The sequence below is a fragment of the Rhizobium sp. N731 genome (assembly GCF_001664145.1).
GTDB lineage: Bacteria > Pseudomonadota > Alphaproteobacteria > Rhizobiales > Rhizobiaceae > Rhizobium > Rhizobium esperanzae.
Genome location: NZ_CP013606.1, coordinates 79940 through 96491, shown reverse-complemented (window position 1 = coordinate 96491; position 16552 = coordinate 79940). Strand labels below are relative to the sequence as shown.

General features: G+C 63.6%; 19 protein-coding genes. 11 read left to right on the top strand and 8 right to left on the bottom strand.

Annotated features, from left to right (window positions below):
* The first annotated feature begins 182 nt into the window (after positions 1-182).
* The 4 genes from hutG to AMK02_RS27880 all read left to right on the top strand — a co-directional run bounded on the left by hutG (position 183) and on the right by AMK02_RS27880 (position 4072).
* Positions 183-989 carry an N-formylglutamate deformylase gene (hutG, locus tag AMK02_RS27895; protein ID WP_064808154.1) on the top strand — a complete coding sequence of 269 codons (807 nt, stop codon included), beginning with the start codon at positions 183-185 and terminating at the stop codon, positions 987-989.
* A 24-nt stretch (positions 990-1013) separates the two neighbouring features.
* Positions 1014-2687, top strand: coding sequence for a urocanate hydratase (gene hutU, locus AMK02_RS27890; RefSeq protein ID WP_064808153.1), 1674 nt, complete (start codon positions 1014-1016; stop codon positions 2685-2687).
* A gap of 5 nt (positions 2688-2692) precedes the next feature.
* Positions 2693-3268 (top strand): HutD/Ves family protein, encoded by a 576-nt coding sequence (locus AMK02_RS27885; protein ID WP_064808151.1) that lies wholly within the window; start codon positions 2693-2695, stop codon positions 3266-3268.
* A gap of 174 nt (positions 3269-3442) precedes the next feature.
* Positions 3443-4072 (top strand): J domain-containing protein, encoded by a 630-nt coding sequence (locus AMK02_RS27880; RefSeq protein WP_064808149.1) that lies wholly within the window; start codon positions 3443-3445, stop codon positions 4070-4072.
* Positions 4073-4089: 17 nt separating this feature from the next.
* On the opposite strand, the gene AMK02_RS27875 is transcribed toward AMK02_RS27880, so the two are convergent.
* From AMK02_RS27875 to AMK02_RS27860, 4 genes are all read right to left on the bottom strand, one after another.
* Positions 4090-4791, bottom strand: a complete 702-nt coding sequence (locus AMK02_RS27875) for a DUF899 family protein (protein ID WP_064808147.1) — start codon at positions 4789-4791, stop codon at positions 4090-4092.
* 243 nt (positions 4792-5034) lie between these two features.
* On the bottom strand, positions 5035-5937 hold the full coding sequence (locus AMK02_RS27870) for an NADP-dependent oxidoreductase (RefSeq protein WP_064808145.1): 903 nt from the start codon (positions 5935-5937) through the stop codon (positions 5035-5037).
* A gap of 87 nt (positions 5938-6024) precedes the next feature.
* Positions 6025-6423: a DoxX family protein gene (locus tag AMK02_RS27865; RefSeq protein ID WP_049733018.1), complete on the bottom strand. Its 399-nt coding sequence runs from the start codon at positions 6421-6423 to the stop codon at positions 6025-6027.
* Positions 6424-6540: 117 nt separating this feature from the next.
* A complete protein-coding gene (locus tag AMK02_RS27860; RefSeq protein WP_064808817.1) occupies positions 6541-7389 on the bottom strand; it encodes a DODA-type extradiol aromatic ring-opening family dioxygenase in 849 nt (282 codons plus the stop codon).
* 128 nt (positions 7390-7517) lie between these two features.
* Between AMK02_RS27860 and AMK02_RS27855 the strand changes: the two genes are divergently transcribed.
* Positions 7518-8417, top strand: coding sequence for a LysR family transcriptional regulator (locus AMK02_RS27855; RefSeq protein WP_064808143.1), 900 nt, complete (start codon positions 7518-7520; stop codon positions 8415-8417).
* Between the two features lie 438 nt (positions 8418-8855).
* On the opposite strand, the gene AMK02_RS27850 is transcribed toward AMK02_RS27855, so the two are convergent.
* Complete coding sequence (locus AMK02_RS27850; RefSeq protein ID WP_064808142.1) at positions 8856-9038, bottom strand: hypothetical protein; 183 nt, start codon at positions 9036-9038, stop codon at positions 8856-8858.
* Between the two features lie 70 nt (positions 9039-9108).
* Between AMK02_RS27850 and AMK02_RS27845 the strand changes: the two genes are divergently transcribed.
* On the top strand, positions 9109-9750 hold the full coding sequence (locus AMK02_RS27845; RefSeq protein WP_064808140.1) for an alpha/beta hydrolase family protein: 642 nt from the start codon (positions 9109-9111) through the stop codon (positions 9748-9750).
* Here the strand turns inward: AMK02_RS27845 and AMK02_RS27840 are convergent.
* From AMK02_RS27840 to pcaQ, 3 genes are all read right to left on the bottom strand, one after another.
* The gene (locus tag AMK02_RS27840; RefSeq protein WP_064808138.1) at positions 9747-10445 is read right to left on the bottom strand and encodes an RES family NAD+ phosphorylase; all 699 of its coding nucleotides are present in this window, start codon (positions 10443-10445) and stop codon (positions 9747-9749) included. The genes AMK02_RS27845 and AMK02_RS27840 overlap by 4 nt on opposite strands.
* Positions 10442-10954, bottom strand: a complete 513-nt coding sequence (locus AMK02_RS27835) for an MbcA/ParS/Xre antitoxin family protein (protein WP_064808136.1) — start codon at positions 10952-10954, stop codon at positions 10442-10444. Before AMK02_RS27835 ends, AMK02_RS27840 begins: the two co-directional genes overlap by 4 nt.
* A 72-nt stretch (positions 10955-11026) precedes the next feature.
* Entirely contained in the window at positions 11027-11944 is a 918-nt protein-coding gene (gene pcaQ / locus AMK02_RS27830) for a pca operon transcription factor PcaQ (RefSeq protein WP_064808134.1), read from the bottom strand.
* Between the two features lie 483 nt (positions 11945-12427).
* Between pcaQ and pcaD the strand changes: the two genes are divergently transcribed.
* The 5 genes from pcaD to AMK02_RS27805 all read left to right on the top strand — a co-directional run bounded on the left by pcaD (position 12428) and on the right by AMK02_RS27805 (position 16256).
* Positions 12428-13237, top strand: coding sequence for a 3-oxoadipate enol-lactonase (gene pcaD, locus AMK02_RS27825; RefSeq protein ID WP_064808132.1), 810 nt, complete (start codon positions 12428-12430; stop codon positions 13235-13237).
* A complete protein-coding gene (gene pcaC, locus AMK02_RS27820) occupies positions 13234-13638 on the top strand; it encodes a 4-carboxymuconolactone decarboxylase (protein WP_064808130.1) in 405 nt (134 codons plus the stop codon). The genes pcaD and pcaC overlap by 4 nt, the downstream gene beginning before the upstream one ends.
* A gap of 9 nt (positions 13639-13647) precedes the next feature.
* The gene (gene pcaH, locus AMK02_RS27815; protein ID WP_064808128.1) at positions 13648-14397 is read left to right on the top strand and encodes a protocatechuate 3,4-dioxygenase subunit beta; all 750 of its coding nucleotides are present in this window, start codon (positions 13648-13650) and stop codon (positions 14395-14397) included.
* A gap of 2 nt (positions 14398-14399) precedes the next feature.
* On the top strand, positions 14400-15011 hold the full coding sequence (pcaG, locus tag AMK02_RS27810) for a protocatechuate 3,4-dioxygenase subunit alpha (protein WP_064808127.1): 612 nt from the start codon (positions 14400-14402) through the stop codon (positions 15009-15011).
* A gap of 198 nt (positions 15012-15209) precedes the next feature.
* Complete coding sequence (locus AMK02_RS27805) at positions 15210-16256, top strand: 3-carboxy-cis,cis-muconate cycloisomerase (RefSeq protein ID WP_064808125.1); 1047 nt, start codon at positions 15210-15212, stop codon at positions 16254-16256.
* Positions 16257-16552 lie beyond the last annotated feature (296 nt).

Sequence of the window (16552 nt, the reverse complement as noted above, 5' to 3'; positions counted from 1 at the left end):
GCACCCCCCTCTGCCCTGCCGGGCATCTCCCCCACAGGTGGGGAGATCGGCTGGGCGGACCCGCTCGCTCCAACATCGATTGTTTGGGGAAGTCTCATCTACTTGCCGATCTCCCCCCTTGTGGGGGAGATGTCCGGCAGGACAGAGGGGGGTAACGCCCCAGACGCCGGAGCGCTCTGCCCATGAGCACCCCCGTCTTCGAAATCCACCGGGGCACCTCCCCCGTCATCCTCGCCTTCCCCCACACCGGCACCGACGTGCCGCCGGCGATTTACGACCGCCTCAACGACAACGGCCGGATCCTCGCCGATACCGACTGGCACATCTACGAACTCTATGACGGCCTGCTGTCCGACGCGACGACCGTGCGCGCCACCTTCCATCGCTACGTGATCGACGCCAATCGCGATCCAGCGGGCGTCAGCCTCTATCCCGGTCAGAACACCACCGGCCTCGTTCCTGAGACGGATTTCGACGGCAAGCCGATCTGGAAGGACGGGCAGGCGCCCGACGAGGCCGATATCGCGGCACGGCTCAGGGATTTTCATGCGCCCTATCATGCGGCTCTTGCAGCCGAGATCGAGCGCGTCAGGGCCATCCATGGCGTGGCTGTCCTTTATGATTGCCACTCGATCCGTTCGCACATTCCCTTCCTCTTCGAAGGCAAGCTGCCGGATTTCAATATCGGCACCGATATGGGCAGGACCTGCGACGGCGCCATCGAGCAGGCGACGCTGACCGCCGTCGAAGCCGCGGCTGGCTATGACAGCGTGCTCAACGGCCGCTTCAAGGGCGGCTGGACGACCCGCCATTACGGCAAGCCGGAGACCGGCGTGCACGCGATCCAGATGGAGCTCGCGCAGTCGACCCATCTGCAGACCGAGACGCCGCCCTTTGCCTACGACACAGCCAAGGCGGACCGGCTTCGCATTCATCTAAAAGACATTCTGGTGCGCATCGAACAGATCGCCCCAGGCCTGAAACGATAACGATCACTCGACAGGGGAACCGCCATGAGCAATCCACGCCATAACATCCGTGAAATCCGCGCACCCCGCGGCAACGAGCTCAATGCCAAGAGCTGGATGACCGAAGCGCCGCTGCGCATGCTGATGAACAATCTCGATCCCGACGTCGCCGAAAATCCGAACGAGCTCGTCGTCTATGGCGGCATCGGCCGCGCCGCCCGCACCTGGGAGGATTTCGACCGCATCGTCGCCACGCTGAAGACGCTAACGGAAGAGGAAACCCTGCTCGTGCAGTCCGGCAAGCCGGTCGGCGTCTTCCGCACCCACAAGGATGCGCCGCGTGTGCTGATCGCCAATTCCAACCTCGTGCCGCATTGGGCGACCTGGGATCATTTCAATGAGCTGGATAAGAAGGGCCTTGCCATGTACGGCCAGATGACGGCCGGCTCGTGGATCTATATCGGCACGCAGGGCATCGTCCAGGGCACCTACGAGACCTTCGTCGAGGCCGGCCGCCAGCATTACGGCGGCAATCTCAAGGGCAAGTGGATCCTGACCGGCGGCCTCGGCGGCATGGGCGGCGCCCAGCCGCTCGCCGCCGTCATGGCCGGCGCCTGCTGCCTCGCCGTCGAATGCAATCCCGACTCGATCGATTTCCGCCTGCGCACCCGCTATCTCGACGCCAAGGCCCAAACGCTCGATGAAGCGCTCGAGATGATCGACCGCTGGACCAAATCAGGCGAAGCCAAATCCGTCGGCCTGCTCGGCAATGCCGCCGAAATCCTGCCGGAAATGGTCCGTCGCGGCATCCGCCCCGACATGGTCACCGACCAGACCTCGGCCCACGACCCGATCAACGGCTACCTGCCGAAGGGCTGGACGATGGCCGAATGGAAGGCCAAGCGCGAAAGCGATCCGAAGGCGGTGGAAAAAGCGGCGCGCGCCTCGATGCGCGAGCATGTCGAGGCGATGATCGCCTTCTGGAATGCCGGCATTCCGACCCTCGACTACGGCAACAACATCCGCCAGGTCGCGAAGGAAGAAGGCCTCGAAAACGCCTTCGCCTTCCCCGGCTTCGTGCCGGCCTATATAAGACCGCTGTTCTGCCGCGGCATCGGCCCCTTCCGCTGGGCCGCCTTGTCCGGCGATCCGGAGGATATCTACAAGACAGATGCCAAGGTGCGGGAGCTGACCCCCGGCAATACCCACCTGCACAATTGGCTCGATATGGCCAGGGAACGCATCGCCTTCCAGGGCCTGCCGGCGCGCATCTGCTGGGTCGGCCTCGGCGACCGCCATCGCCTGGCACTGGCCTTCAATGACATGGTCAAAAACGGCGAGCTTTCGGCACCGATCGTCATCGGCCGCGATCACCTCGACTCGGGCTCCGTCGCCTCGCCGAACCGCGAAACCGAAGCGATGAAGGACGGCTCCGACGCCGTCTCCGACTGGCCGCTGCTGAACGCCCTGCTCAACACCGCCTCGGGCGCCACCTGGGTATCGCTGCACCATGGCGGCGGTGTCGGCATGGGCTTCTCCCAGCACTCCGGCGTCGTCATCTGCGCCGATGGCACCGACGATGCGGCAAAGCGTCTCGAGCGGGTGCTCTGGAACGATCCGGCGACCGGCGTCATGCGCCACGCCGATGCCGGCTACGACATCGCCCTCGATTGCGCGAGGGACAAGGGCCTGCGCCTGCCCGGCATTCTCGGGAACTGAGCCCCATGCGGATCCTGCGCGCCGGCGATCACAAGCGCATGCCGTGGAAAAACGGCGGCGGCGAAACGGTGGAGATCGCCGTTTCGCCGGAAGCGGCCGGCCTTGCCGGCTTCGACTGGCGCGTCAGCATGGCAACCGTCGCCGCCGACGGGCCGTTTTCGATCTTCCCGGGCATCGACCGGACGCTTGTGATCCTCGACGGCAACGGCATGGTGCTCGACATCGAAGGCAGCATACCGGTGCTGCTGACGACGGCGAGCGATCCCCTCGCCTTCCCGGCAGATATCCCGGTGGCTGCCAGGCTCCAGGACGGCGCGATCACCGATCTCAACGTCATGACGCGCCGCGACGGTCTCGCCCACACGCTGATCCGCATCGACATCGACGGCGGCACGTCCGTGCCGCTGACGTCGTCGACATGCCTGCTGCTCTGCCATCGCGGCGCATTGTCGTTCAGGCGGGACGGTGAGAGCGGCACGCTTGCGGCCGGCGATGCGCTGCTGATTGCGGATGCGGCTGGAACCGCACTGGAAATCGACGGCGAGGCCAGATGTTATCTCGTCTCGATCGCCACGCCCTGATCTTCGCACAACGGCTTGAAAAAACGGGACAATCGAAAAATGGCTTGGGCCTTCGCAGCGACGATTGCGATTTCCGGCCATGGACGTCATTCCTACTTTTGGTCTAAACTTCGCCTTGCTGATGCAGAAGAAGACCTAGACTGTCCGGACGTGCCGGGTAGCAATGGAGCAGGCGTGACGGATCCCTACGATATTCTCGGAGTTGACCGCGATGCGGACGAGGCCCAGCTGAAGGCCGCCTATCGGCGCCTGGCGAAGGTTGCCCACCCGGATTCGGGCGGCGATTCGCAAGCCTTCGACAATCTGCAGAAGGCCTATGCGCTGCTTCTCGACCCGGTCCGCCGCAAGGTTTACGACGACACCGGCTATGATGTCGAGTTCGCCGATGCCGCCGAGCTGCAGGCGCTTGTCATCATTGAGAAGCTCGTCACCGACGCGGTGCTCGACGAGCGCGCGCCCGGAAGTTTCGATCCCGTCGCCGTGATGCAGGACAGCCTGTCGGAGGAACTGCGCAAGGCGCGGTTCAGCAAGAGTGAACTGGAACGCCACGCCTCACGCGTCGGCCTGCACCTGGAGCGGCTAGAAAAACAGTCCGGCCGCGATGTGCTCGCCCATATGTTCCGCGCCCGCATCGAAGCGATCGCCAAGGCGGTCGCGGAAACCGAGGCGAAGATCAAGGCGACCGAACGCGCCGCCGACATGCTGAGCGGCTATGTCTACGACATCGATCCGTCGCTGTTGCCGGAGGCCTCGGTCACAAACCTCGAATGGATCGAGCCCTCCAGAAACCGCTCCACCGGCTGACGAAGCGCGCTGACGCGTCAATAGGACAGCTTCGGATACCAGTCCGGCGCGCGGCCTTCCGGCGTCGTGTCGATCAAGGTCCAGAGCGGCATCAGGTCGGGGGCGCCGCGCGGGTCCTCGCCGGGATCCGAGGTGACGTCGCCCATTTCCTGGCTCCAGAAGTGGCGGATGGTGCCGTCGCGCCGTGTGAAGACGTTATAGGCAGGGTCATCGCCGCCGCCTTTGCCGATGGCGTTGTAGTCGCGGCTGTAATCGCCCGTCGTGTCGGAATAGAGCGGCAGGTGATGCCAGCCGCGTTCCTTCTTGAAGGCAAGCAGCTTTCCGATCGGCGAGCGGGCTACGACCGCAAGGGCGGCGCGCTGCTGGATGTCGGGCACCTCGCCGTCCCAGGCCGAGAGCAGCGAGGTGCACATCGGGCATGGGCGTTCGCGCTCCGGCCCGAACATGTAGCTGTAGACGATCAGCGTCTCCTTGCCGGCGAAGAGTTCGGTGAGCGAGATCGGCCCGTCGGCGCCTTCGAAGCGGTAATCCTTCTTCACCGCGCCGCCCGGCGGCAGCGCCCGGCGCTGTCTCGCGACGCGCTCGATGTGCCGGCGCAATTCGATCTCCTCGGCAAGCAGCGCGTCGCGGGCTCTGCGATATTCCTCGCTCTCGTTGGGAAAACGGACGCCGTTTTTTGCCGCGAGCACGGCGGCGGGTACCAGCTGTTGATCATCCATCACATATCCTCCTTCTATCGTCGCGCGTCTCTGGCGCTCAAAGGATGTGCCGCGATCGCAACGGATTTCCAGCACATCGTTAGAATGACGATCCGCAGATGCGAAAATCGACAGGACCGGCTGGAAAAATCCGCCTTCGAGGAGGAGTGGAACAGAAAACCGCGGTAGCGACCGAGGCGACCGGCATGAAGAACTTCATGCCGGTGCTACCGTTCGCGTGATGCCGTGCCGCTTCTCTGTCTTTCAGTGCTTGAGAACGACCTTCCCGGGAGCGCCTGCCGCAACCGCGTTTTGGGCGAGGCCGATCTGGTCCAGGGTGAAGGTGTAGGAAATCGGGATCACCAGCTCACCGCTGGCGGCGGATGCCAGAATAGCGTCGAGCATGGCCGCGTCGGTGCGGTGGTAAAGTTCACGGACGACAACGCGGCCTGCTGCATTGGCGCCTTCCGGCACCGGAACGATGCTCGCAACCGTGCCACCGTCGCGGACATGACCGATGAGGTTGCCGGCCACCGGGCCGGCCGTGCTGATCGCATAGTCGAAGCTCGAGCTTGCGGCGGCAACCGTGATGTCGAGCGCTTCGCCCGCCAGCCCCCGGCCTTCGTTCAGCCGCTCGGGCCGGACGCCGGCAACCGGCTGGGCGCCGATCTGCTTGAGGTATTGAATGGCGGACCGTCCGACCGTGCCGAGGCCACCGGAAACCAGAACCCGGTCGCCGGCCTTGACGCCGAGCGCTTCGACGGTCTGCCGGCCGGTAAGACCTGCCTTGACCAGCGAGGCGCCCTGCTCGAAGCCGAGTGCGGCGGGCAGCCTTGCGATGGATGTCGAGGGAACGACACCATACTCTGCATGGGCGCCTTTGCCGTTTGCGGCAAAATCGGCGACGACCCGCTCGCCGACCGCAAAACCGGTCACGCCTTCGCCGAGGGCCGAGATGGTGCCGGCGGCGTCACCGCCGAGCACGGCCGGCAGCGGAAGCGGGATATACTGGGCCATGAGGCCCTGGCGGAGAATGAGATCGAAAGGGTTGACGGCGGATGCCTCGATCTTGATCAGGACTTCGCCCGGTCCGGGCTTCGGCGCCGGAAGGTCCGCGATTTCGAACTGGTCGATATCACCGTAGGATTTGAGAAGTGCCGCTTTCATGGCGTCTCCAGAATTTCAGCGTTTCGTTGCGCCTATGCCCAACTGCCGCCCGACAGCCGGGCATAGGCGATTTCGGATGGCGCCGTCTCAGGCCGTGGCGGGACGACGCGTGTTGTCGAGCGTCCAGGCTCCGCCGCCGGCAAAGGCGATATAGAGGAAGATGAAGCAGAACAGGATGGCGCCTTCACCCATGTTCAGCGCGGGCCAGAAGCCATACGGCATGTGGCCCATGAAGTAGGCGGCAGCCATTTCGCCCGAAGCGATGAATGCTGCGATGCGCGTTTGAAATCCGACGAGCATCAGAGCAGAGGTGATCACCTCGATTGCGCCTGCAACCAGCAGGAGGGCGGGCAGCGGATAGGGTACGCCTTGAATCGGACCCGGAAACTGCAGAAATTTCATGGTGGCATGTTCGAGGAAGAGCAGGGCCGCCATGATACGCAGAAGTGCGAGGACGTATGGCGTCCATTTGCCGGTATTGATCATCGAGTTTCTCCAAAGAGGTTGATGGGAGGTCAGGCGGCGGAGGCCGCCTTCTTGAGTTCCTGATTTTCTTTCCAGAGCCTTATCGACACGGCGAAGACGGCCTGACGGTTCCGCTGGTCATTGCAGGTCTCCGTTCGACGGCGCGGCTGCGGGGACGCAGCCGAAACGGAAGCTCGATGCGGTGAGCCCGCCGGCGAAGTCCTTCTGATGATAGGTGGTGGCGCCGGCTTCGTTCTCGGCCGCGCCGACCACCACCATCAGCGGGATGAGATGGTCTTCGCGCGGATGCGCCGCCCGGGCAGCCGGCGCCTGCTGCCATTCGAGCAGCCGCTCGGTGCGCTTGTCGGATGGCGTGTGAACCAGCGTTTCCTGAAGCCAGGCGTCGAAGCGGCGGGACGGCTCATATCCGCCCGTGCCGCGCATGGCCGAAAGGTTGTGATAGCTGAGACCGCTGCCGATGATCAGGACGCCCTCGTCACGCAACGGCGCCAGCGCCCGGCCGACGCTGATGTGCAGCGCCGGATCGTAACCCGCATCCAGCGAAAGCTGCACGACAGGGATGTTCTCTTCCGGATAGAGCGGCTTCATGATGCTGAACGTGCCGTGATCGTAACCGCGGGTCGGATCGAGCGCCGCCTCGATGCCGTTCGCCCGCAGCAGATGCTGCACGCGGTTTGCGAGTTCGGGCGAACCGGGGGCATTGTAGGTGATGTGATAGAGGTGTTCGGGAAAGCCGTAATAGTCGTAGACCATGCCCGGCTTGACGCCCGACGATATGGCAAAACCTTTCTCCTCCCAGTGACCCGAGACCACGAGGATCGCCTTCGGCGCATCGCCGAGTTCGGCGCGCATATCGACCAGCGACTGTTCGAGCACATCGAAATTGCGGCGGAATTCACCCGTCATATAGGGCCAGGGGCCGCCGCCATGGCTGACGAAATAGGTCGGGAGTCTGGAATTTGTCATCGGAATTGTCCTTCGCATCATTGCCACGAGCATTGGAGCAGCGCTTCGATGGGAGGATTTTGATTTTTTCTCCGTTATTGATCAATGTGGCAGATATTGAAGAACCATTTCCTGGATGTTGATGATAAATGGATACGATGACGAGCCTGCGGGTGTTCTGCACCATCGCCGAACTGAAAAGCTTCACCGCTGCCGCCGATCGCCTTGGCGTTTCACCGGCAATGGCGAGCAAGCATGTCATGCAGCTCGAGAACCGGCTGGGGACGCGGCTGCTCAACCGAACCAGCCGCCATGTCAGCCTGACGGAGAGCGGCCGGCTTTATTTCAACCAGACCAGGGAGATGCTCGAACGGCTCGACGAGGTGGAAGATGCCATCGGCAATGTGACGGTGGCGCCCCGCGGTACCCTGAAATTGAGTGCGCCGGTTTGGGCGGCAACCGGCTATTTTACAGACATGCTGGCAGCCTATAACCGGCGCTACCCCGATGTCTGCCTGGACCTGGATCTCAGCGGCCGGCTGGTGAACCTGGTTGACGAAGGTTTCGATCTTGCGCTGCGGGCAACGTCGCAGGACCGGCTCGATCCCGGTCTCGTCGCCCGCCCACTGACGAATGTGCAGTTTCGTCTCATGGCCTCGCCGGATTACCTCGCGCGAACCGGGCGGCCTCAAAACGTCGCCGACCTCAACGGCCATGCATTGCTTCGCTACTCCGGCGTCAACCTCGGGGAAAGCATGTCGCTGGAAGGTCCTGACGGACCACACAAGATCACCTTCCGCACCGTGATGCTGAGCGACAACGAGACAATTATGCATCTCGCGGCCCTGCGCGGCATGGGCCTCGCCTTCCTGCCGGCGTGGATGGCTGAGCAGGATATCGAAGCCGGCCGCCTGGAAATCGTGCTTCCGGCCATTATGCTCGGCTTCAACAGCACACTTTACGCCGTCTATCCGAGCCGCAAATATCTCTCGGCCAAGGTCCGCACCTTCATCGATTTTCTGACGGTGAGCACGCGGGAGATGGGATAATCCTCGCCCTCATTGGAACCGTAGGCCATCTTGCCTCCAGCACGCCAGCAGCGCGAAAAACGGCGGCATGAAAAAAATCTCACTTCGGAATCCCGAAATTCCCCCGCTTCGGGATTCCGAAATTCGCCGCGTTTTCCGCCCCGTCGGCGTAAGAAAATACGCAGTGATTTCAATGATGCAGCCAATTTCGGGATTCCGAAGTGCTATATAGATTCTGGTGGGAGTTGCTCGCTACCGCCACCAGGCAATGATTCCACCCGAGGTGCGAGAAGCAAAAAGGGCGCTCGACCCTTGCGGGGAGCGCCCTTATCCTGTCGGACAGCGAACAGCTCGACGACGTCGATACCGGGCGCATCCATTTTTCAGGCAGGGCCGCTATATGGACGCTCGCATTCGTCATTTCAAGGGGTCTTTTGCATCATCGTTGGCGAACGGCTGCTAAAGGGCGACGCCGGTCACGGGATTGACCACCGGCCGCTCGCTTTTGTCGCCTTCCCCAGCCGACTGCACGGCCGGCGTCGCCATCGATTCTGCGTCGCCCGGCTCCGGTTTTTCGGGAACGGTTCCGACATCCTTGGGACGGCGCTGCTCGGGCTTTACGTTTTCGTCATTCGTCGACATTGTCTGTCTCCTTTCCAGAGAGGAAGTCGGGGCCGTCGACATGGTTCCGGCGGTGAATGGAGGACTGCCGATGTTTGAGAGGTTTCTGCTGCAGGGGCCGCCGGATGCGCGCGTCACCATCCTACTTGCCCATGGCGCCGGCGCGCCGATGGATTCGGCGTCGATGACAGCGGCGGCCGACGCGCTTGCCGGCGTCGGCTTTCGCGTCGCCAGGTTCGAATTCGCCTATATGGCCGCCCGCCGCACTGCGGAAGGCCGCAAGCCGCCGCCGCGCGCCGAAACGCTCAACCCCGAATATCAAGCGGCGATTGCCGCGCTCGATGCCGGCGGTCCCCTCATCATCGGCGGCAAGTCGATGGGCGGACGGGTTGCGAGCATGGTCGCCGACGATCTCTATGACAGTGGAAAGATCGCCGGCCTGCTCTGCCTCGGCTATCCCTTCCATCCACCTGGCCAACCGGAGAAGCTGCGTACCGGCCACCTCAAAAGGCTCGCGACACCCACGCTGATCTGTCAGGGTACGCGCGACGAGTTCGGGACAAAGGACGAAGTGCCGGGCTACGATCTCTCCGACAGGATCGAGATCCTCTGGCTCGAGGACGGCGACCACGACCTCAAGCCGCGCAAGAAAATCTCCGGCTTCTCCGCCGCCGACCACCTTGCGACGATGGCGAAGATGGCAAAGGCATGGGCCGAACGCCTACCGGTCTAGGCGCCGGCTTTCGGCGGTCGCCGTCGGGTGGAAAGCTTCCTCACATCGATGCGCCGGTCGGCGGCGAAAACGGTGATTTCGAAATGATCGGCCTGCACCACGTCGCGGATATTCCTCGGCCGGTGCGCCGCGACGTTCACCCCGCCTCGCAGCCGCACACTGTCATAGAGAATGCCGGCGCCGCCGCTTAAGCGCACCGCCTCGCCGAGCAGCTGCGATGCCGCATAACTCGTCCCGTCATAGATATCGGGCCGCAGCGCCTGTTCGCCGCGAATGTCGAGATAGTCACCGGTCAGGGTGGCGGCATAACTTCGATAGGTGCGCGCCATCGTCGCCACCCCACGCGCCACAGCCTCGCGCCGGAGATGATGACCGACCTCGGCGGCGGCCGTCTTGAGATTGTCGGCGGCATACCAGGCGCCGAGATCGGGACCGTTGAAGCGCATGCCGCCCGGTGCGACATGCAGGAACGCCGCCATCACGATACTGGCGTTCGCACTGCCGTAAACCCACTCGTTTTCGGGAAGCCGCCGGATGCGGTCGGCGACGAGCCGGTCGTTGGTCCATCCCACAAGTTCCATCACGGCTTCGAGATCGGCCGCCCTTGCCACCGTATCGAACAAACCGATTGGCGGAAATTGCGACGGGATCAGCCGGTAGGATGGGCGCGGCGCCTCGGCAAAACGATCGCTCACCGGAAGACGATGTCCGTATCTTCGTACGGCGTGAATGCCTCGTCGAGCCCGTTCGGCGGCATGTAGAGCCCGCCGCGCGCAGCGTCGAGGAACCGGCGCACGGTCATCAGCCCGTCCTGGGTTCCGCTTGTGACGATATCGAGTGGCGGATGGCCGCCGAAAACAGGCGCCTGATGCGGCGTGCGCAGCCAGTCGACGCCTGAGCGTTCGTCGGCAAACAGCACGCGGAGCGCCTGGTGGATGCCGAGCACGGCGGAGATGCGGGTCAGCGTATCGACATCGAGAGTGAAAGCGCCGTGCTCGCGCGCCTGCTTGGCCCAGCTGTGATAGGTCGAGCGGGAGGGATAGCCGAGCACGAGCAGGCGCTGCTCCTCGCTCAAACCCCAGAGATCGGCGATCGCCAGAAAGGTCCGCAAAGCCGGCGGACTCAGCCGCCTTCGATTGGCAGGTGCAAACCGCTCCGTTTCAAGCCGCTCCGGCTCCTGCTCCCTGCGTCTTGCCTGCTGCATTAGCAATCTCCTGTCTTAAACTAGATTTAGTCCAAATCTGGGCATCCGGCAAGGGAATTGGAAGAGGGGAGTTCAGGAAAGCTCCGCGGCCGCTTCCCGGATTGTCTGCATCAGGATCGATTGCGGCGCCGACGGCACGGCATCGGCCCGCATCGTAAGCCCGACCGGCCCTTTAGTCTCACCGGTATCGACCGGCAGCAGCGCCAGCCGCCCATCGGCGACATCGCCTGCTACCACGCCGTGGGAAATGATCCAGATGGCGTCGCTTGCCTTGAGAAAGGCACGGCCGAAGGAATCCGACACCGTCTCGATCTGGTTCGGCAGGCTGGAGATGCTGTTGGCAATGAGGAAATTTTCGACGACCGGCCGGATGATCGAGCCTCGCGTCGGCATCAGCACCGTATAGTCGCCGAAGCCCGAAAACAGCGATTGCCGGCTGTTCAGCAGCGGATGGCCGGCCCGGACGGCAAACACCACCTGTTCGGAATAGAGATGTTCGAAGGAGAAGCCTGCCATCTTCTCCGCCCCGGCCAGACGGCCGACCACGAGGTCGAGATCGCCGACGCGAAGCTCTTCCAGCAGCACGGCGTTTTCGCCGGTGACGATCTTCACCCGGCTTCGGGTATTTTCCTTGAGGAAGAGCTCCATCGCCCGCGGCATGATGCGCGATGATACCGTCGGCAGGGCGCCGATCCGGATCGGCGGCGCATCGGCGAACTGCTCCTGCGAGACGGAATCGAGACCCTGGCGCAGCGCCGTCAACGCGGCGCCTGCATGGCGCAGGAAGACCTCGCCGTAACGGGTGATCTTGATGCCGCGGCCGTCGCGCTCAACGACGTTGACGCCCAGCACCTGTTCCAGCTCGCGGATCGTCTTCGTCACCGCCGGCTGGCTGACATGCAGCAGTTCCGCCGCCTTCATGACGCTCTTCTGCCGCGCCACCTCGACAAAGGTCTGCAGATGGCGAAACTTGACGCGGCTGTCGATCATCTGTTTTCATAACTCCAGAGTTATCGAAAAGCCGTAAAATATCATTTTACCTAACCGGATCAACCATTCAGTTTTGTCGTCAAGAGATGGTGGCGAGAAGGCTAACCCCAAATTCCGTCACCTCGGGCTTGACCCGAGGATCCATGCCGCGGGTGTTGGTGGGCGCGTATGGACGCTCGGGTCAAGCCCGAGCATGACGGAGGGTGGGGAGGCATAAGGAGCCATTCGCGGCGTTGTCGCCTGTGGCCGGATTCCTGTGATGAGAATAGGAAAGAAAGTGCGGCTTGGTGAAACACGCGATGCGATGTGTCACTGTTGGACGAGATCAGTTTGGCGGGAAGGCTAACCCCACATTCCGTCATCCTCGGGCTTGACCCGAGGATCCATGCCGCGGCTGCTGGTGGGTGCCGTGTGGATGCTCGGGTCAAGCCCGAGCATGACGGAGGGGTGGTGTGCGCGGACTTGAACAGGGAGGAGAGCGGCATGCAATTCGCCCGCATAAACGACGTAACGATCCATTATCAGGTCATCGGCGCGCCCGCCGACCGGCCGGTGGTCGTCTTTATCAATTCGCTCGGGACGGATTTCCGCATCTGGCGCGATGTCGTGGTGCGACTTGCCGGCGACTATGCCGTCGTGTTGTACGACAAGCGCGGCCACGGCCTTTCCGATGTCGGCCAGCTGCCCTCGTCGATCGAGGACCATGCGACCGATCTTGCCGGCCTGCTCGATCTGCTGTCGGTGAAAAATGCGGTCATCTGCGGCCTATCGGTCGGTGGCCTCATCGCCCAGTCGCTGGCGCAGCGCCGGCCGGACCTCGTCGGCGCTCTCATTCTTTGCGACACCGCCCATAAGATCGGCACGGCAGAGAGCTGGAACGCCCGCATCGCCGCCGTCGAAGACAAGGGCATCGGCAGCATCGTCGACGCCGTCATGGAGCGCTGGTTCACGCCGGCCTTCCGCCGGCCCGAGAACACCGCCTATTCCGGCTATTGCAACATGCTGACGCGCCAGCCGGTCGAGGGTTATCTCGCCGCCTGCGCCGCCATCCGCGATGCCGACTTCACCGAAGCGGCGAAGGCGATCGCCGTTCCGACGATCTGCATCGTCGGCGACCAGGACGGCTCGACGCCGCCGGATCTCGTGCTCTCCACCGCGCGGCTGATTCCGGGCGCCCGTTATGAGGTCATCCGCGATTGCGCCCACATTCCCTGCGTCGAGCAGCCGGAGGCGTTGACGGCGATCATCCGCGCCTTCCTCACATCGATTTCGCCTGGAGAAAGCAGCCCATGAACGAGACCGCCTCCCCCTCCGAACGCTACCGGCAAGGCATGGCGACCCGCCGCGCCGTGCTCGGCGACGCCCATGTCGACCGCGCCGCGGCCGGCGAGACCGGCTTCGACCGCCCCTTCCAGGAGCTGATCACCGAAGCCGCCTGGGGTCATGTCTGGTCGCGCCCGGCGCTGACCAAGCGCGAGCGCTCGATCGTCACGATCGCCCTGCTGGCCGCACTCGGCCAGGATGAGGAGGTCGCCATGCATGTGCGTGCGACCGCCAATACGGGTGCGACGCGCGAAGATATCTGCGAGGCGCTGTTACATGTGGCGATTTATGCCGGCGTTCCCGCCGCCAATCATGCGATCAAGATTGCCAAGCAGGCCTTTGCGGAGATGGACGCCGAGAAGGCGGCCTGAGGGGGAGAAATGTCCGAACGAGCAAACAGCAAGCCGGAGACCGGCGCCTTCTTCGCCCGCGACCGCGCCTGGCACGCGCCGGCGCTGACCCCAGGCTACAAAACCTCGGTCCTGCGCGCGCCGCAGCGCGCGCTGCTGTCGCTCGACGGCACGATCTCCGAGACGACAGGTCCGGTCTTCGGCCATTCGATCATCGGCGAACTCGACAACGACCTGATCCTGAACTATGCGCGCCCCGGCGAAAGCGCCATCGGCGAGCGCATCATCGTCCACGGCCGCGTGCTCGACGAGCGGGCAAAGCCGGTTGCCGGCGCCCTGGTGGAATTCTGGCAGGCCAATGCCGGCGGCCGCTATCGCCACAAGAAGGAAACCTATCTCGCGGCGATCGATCCGAATTTCGGCGGCTGCGGCCGCGCCATCACCGATGAGGAGGGCCGCTACCATTTCCGCACCGTGCGACCCGGCGCCTATCCCTGGCCGAACGGCGTCAACGACTGGCGCCCCGCCCATATCCACTTCTCGATCTTCGGCCACGGCTTTGCCCAGCGGCTGATCACCCAGATGTATTTCGAGGGCGATCCGATGATCTGGAAATGTCCGATCGTCGGCACGATCCCGGACAAGGCGGCGATCGAGCAGCTGATCGCACCGCTCGATTGGGGCAACACCATTCCGATGGATTCACGCGCCTATAAATTCGATATCGTGCTGCGCGGCCGCCGCTCGACGATGTTCGAAAACAGGCTGGAGGGCAACTGACCATGCAGCAGCTCGGCTATCTCAAGGAAACCCCGTCGCAGACGGCCGGTCCCTATGTGCATATCGGCCTGACGCCGAATTTCTGCGATATAGCGGGCGTCTACGACAGCGATCTCGGCACAGTGATGCTCAACGACAAGACGCTCGGCGAACGCATTACCGTCACCGGCCGCATCTTCGACGGTGCCGGCGCGCTGGTGCGCGATGCCGTCGTCGAGATCTGGCAGGCCGACAGCGCCGGCCTTTACAACAGCCCCTCGGAACTGCGCGGCGCCGCCGATCCGAACTTCGCCGGCTGGGGCCGCTGCCCGACCCGCGCCGAGGACGGCGTCTACAGCTTCGAGACCATCAAGCCCGGCCGTGTCCCCTTCAAGGACGGCCGCAGACAGGCGCCGCACATCACCTTCTGGATCGTCGCCCGCGGCATCAATATCGGCCTACATACGCGGATGTATTTCCCGGAAGAGGCCGAAGCCAACGCGGGCGACCCGCTGCTGCTGCGCATCGAACATCGCGAGCGCGTCGCAACCATGGTCGCCACCCGCGACGGCACGATCTGCCGTTTCGATATCCATCTGCAGGGGCCTGACGAAACCGTGTTTCTGGATATTTGATTGTATGCGGGCTCTTTAATAGGAGAGCTTCGCGCAAGTGGCCCCCTCACCCTGCCCTCTCCCCGACGGGGAGAGGGGAACAGTGCCATACGAGATCGCCCGCTCATAAACACCAGGGCCGCGCCCCGAGTCCCTTCTCCCCTGGGGGAGAAGGTGGCGGCAGCCGGATGAGGGGGCCACCACCACAACGAGCCGACCATGACCGCATCGCCCTTCGACCACCCCTTCCTCTCCGACCTCGTCGGCGATGACGAAATCGCACCCTATTTTTCCGCCGAAGCCGAGATCCGCGCCATGCTCTCCTTCGAGGCCGCGCTCGCCAGGGCCGAAGCCGCGCACGGCCTCATTCCCGCAGAAGCCGCAAGGAAGATTGCCGAAGCCTGCACCGGTTTTTCTCCGGATCTCGCCAGCCTTCGCTCGGCAACGGCGAAGGACGGCGTCGTCGTCCCCGACCTCGTCAAGCAGCTGCGCGCTGAGGTCGGCGAGGAAGCGGGCAAAAACCTGCATCTCGGCGCCACCAGCCAGGACGTCATCGACACCAGCCTGATGATCCGCCTGAAAGCGGTGGCCTTCCTGTTTGCCGCCCGGCTTTCCGCCATCCTCGCAGCGCTCGACGGGCTCGACCGGCAATTCGGCGGCAACCGGCTGATGGGCCATACCCGCATGCAGGCGGCGATCGCGATCAGCGTCTCCGACCGTCTCAACACCTGGCGTGCGCCGCTCGCGACCTATCGCGACCGCCTGACCGAGCAGAGTTTTCCCGTCCAGTTCGGCGGTGCTGCCGGCACGCTCGACAAGCTTGGTCCACAGGCTGTGGCCGTCCGTGCTTCGCTCGCCCAGGAGCTCGGCCTCTCCGACACCAGGCAATGGCAGAGCGCGCGCCTGCCGATCGCCGATATGGCCGGCCTGTTCGCCTCGATCTCCGGCAGCCTCGGCAAGATCGGCCAGGACATCGCCCTGCTCGCCCAGATGGGCGGCGAGATCGAAGTCTCAGGCGGCGGCACCTCCTCGGCGATGGCGCACAAGCGGAATCCGGTTGCCGCTGAAGTCCTGGTCTCGCTCGCCCGCTTCAACGCCACGGCGCTCTCCGGCATCCACCAGTCCCTCGTCCATGAACAGGAACGCTCCGGAGCCGCCTGGACGCTCGAATGGCTGCTGCTGCCGCAAATGACGATGGGAACCGCTGCGAGCCTGCGGCTTGCCCGAGAGCTGACCGGAAATATCAAGCGGCTTGGTACGGGCTGAGGCCGCAGCTGAAGGCTGGCGCGGCGGCAAAGGAATGCGGCGGGATGGCCACAAGCATAGCGATTTGCTTTTTCAATCGTGCGCAACCATCTAATAGGCATGACTTGCGGAAAACGCCCCGCCCGAGCAGCCCATTTACCGAAAACCAACCATACTGGGTTGCTTTCCGAAGCGAAAGCCGATTGCTTAGGAGAATATACTTCTTCTTCCGCTAGCGGTTAGGAGAATGAAAGGGGGCGCAGGCAAACCCGTGGAATTCTGCTGCTTCGCATCGGGATAAACTACGATTACGATGG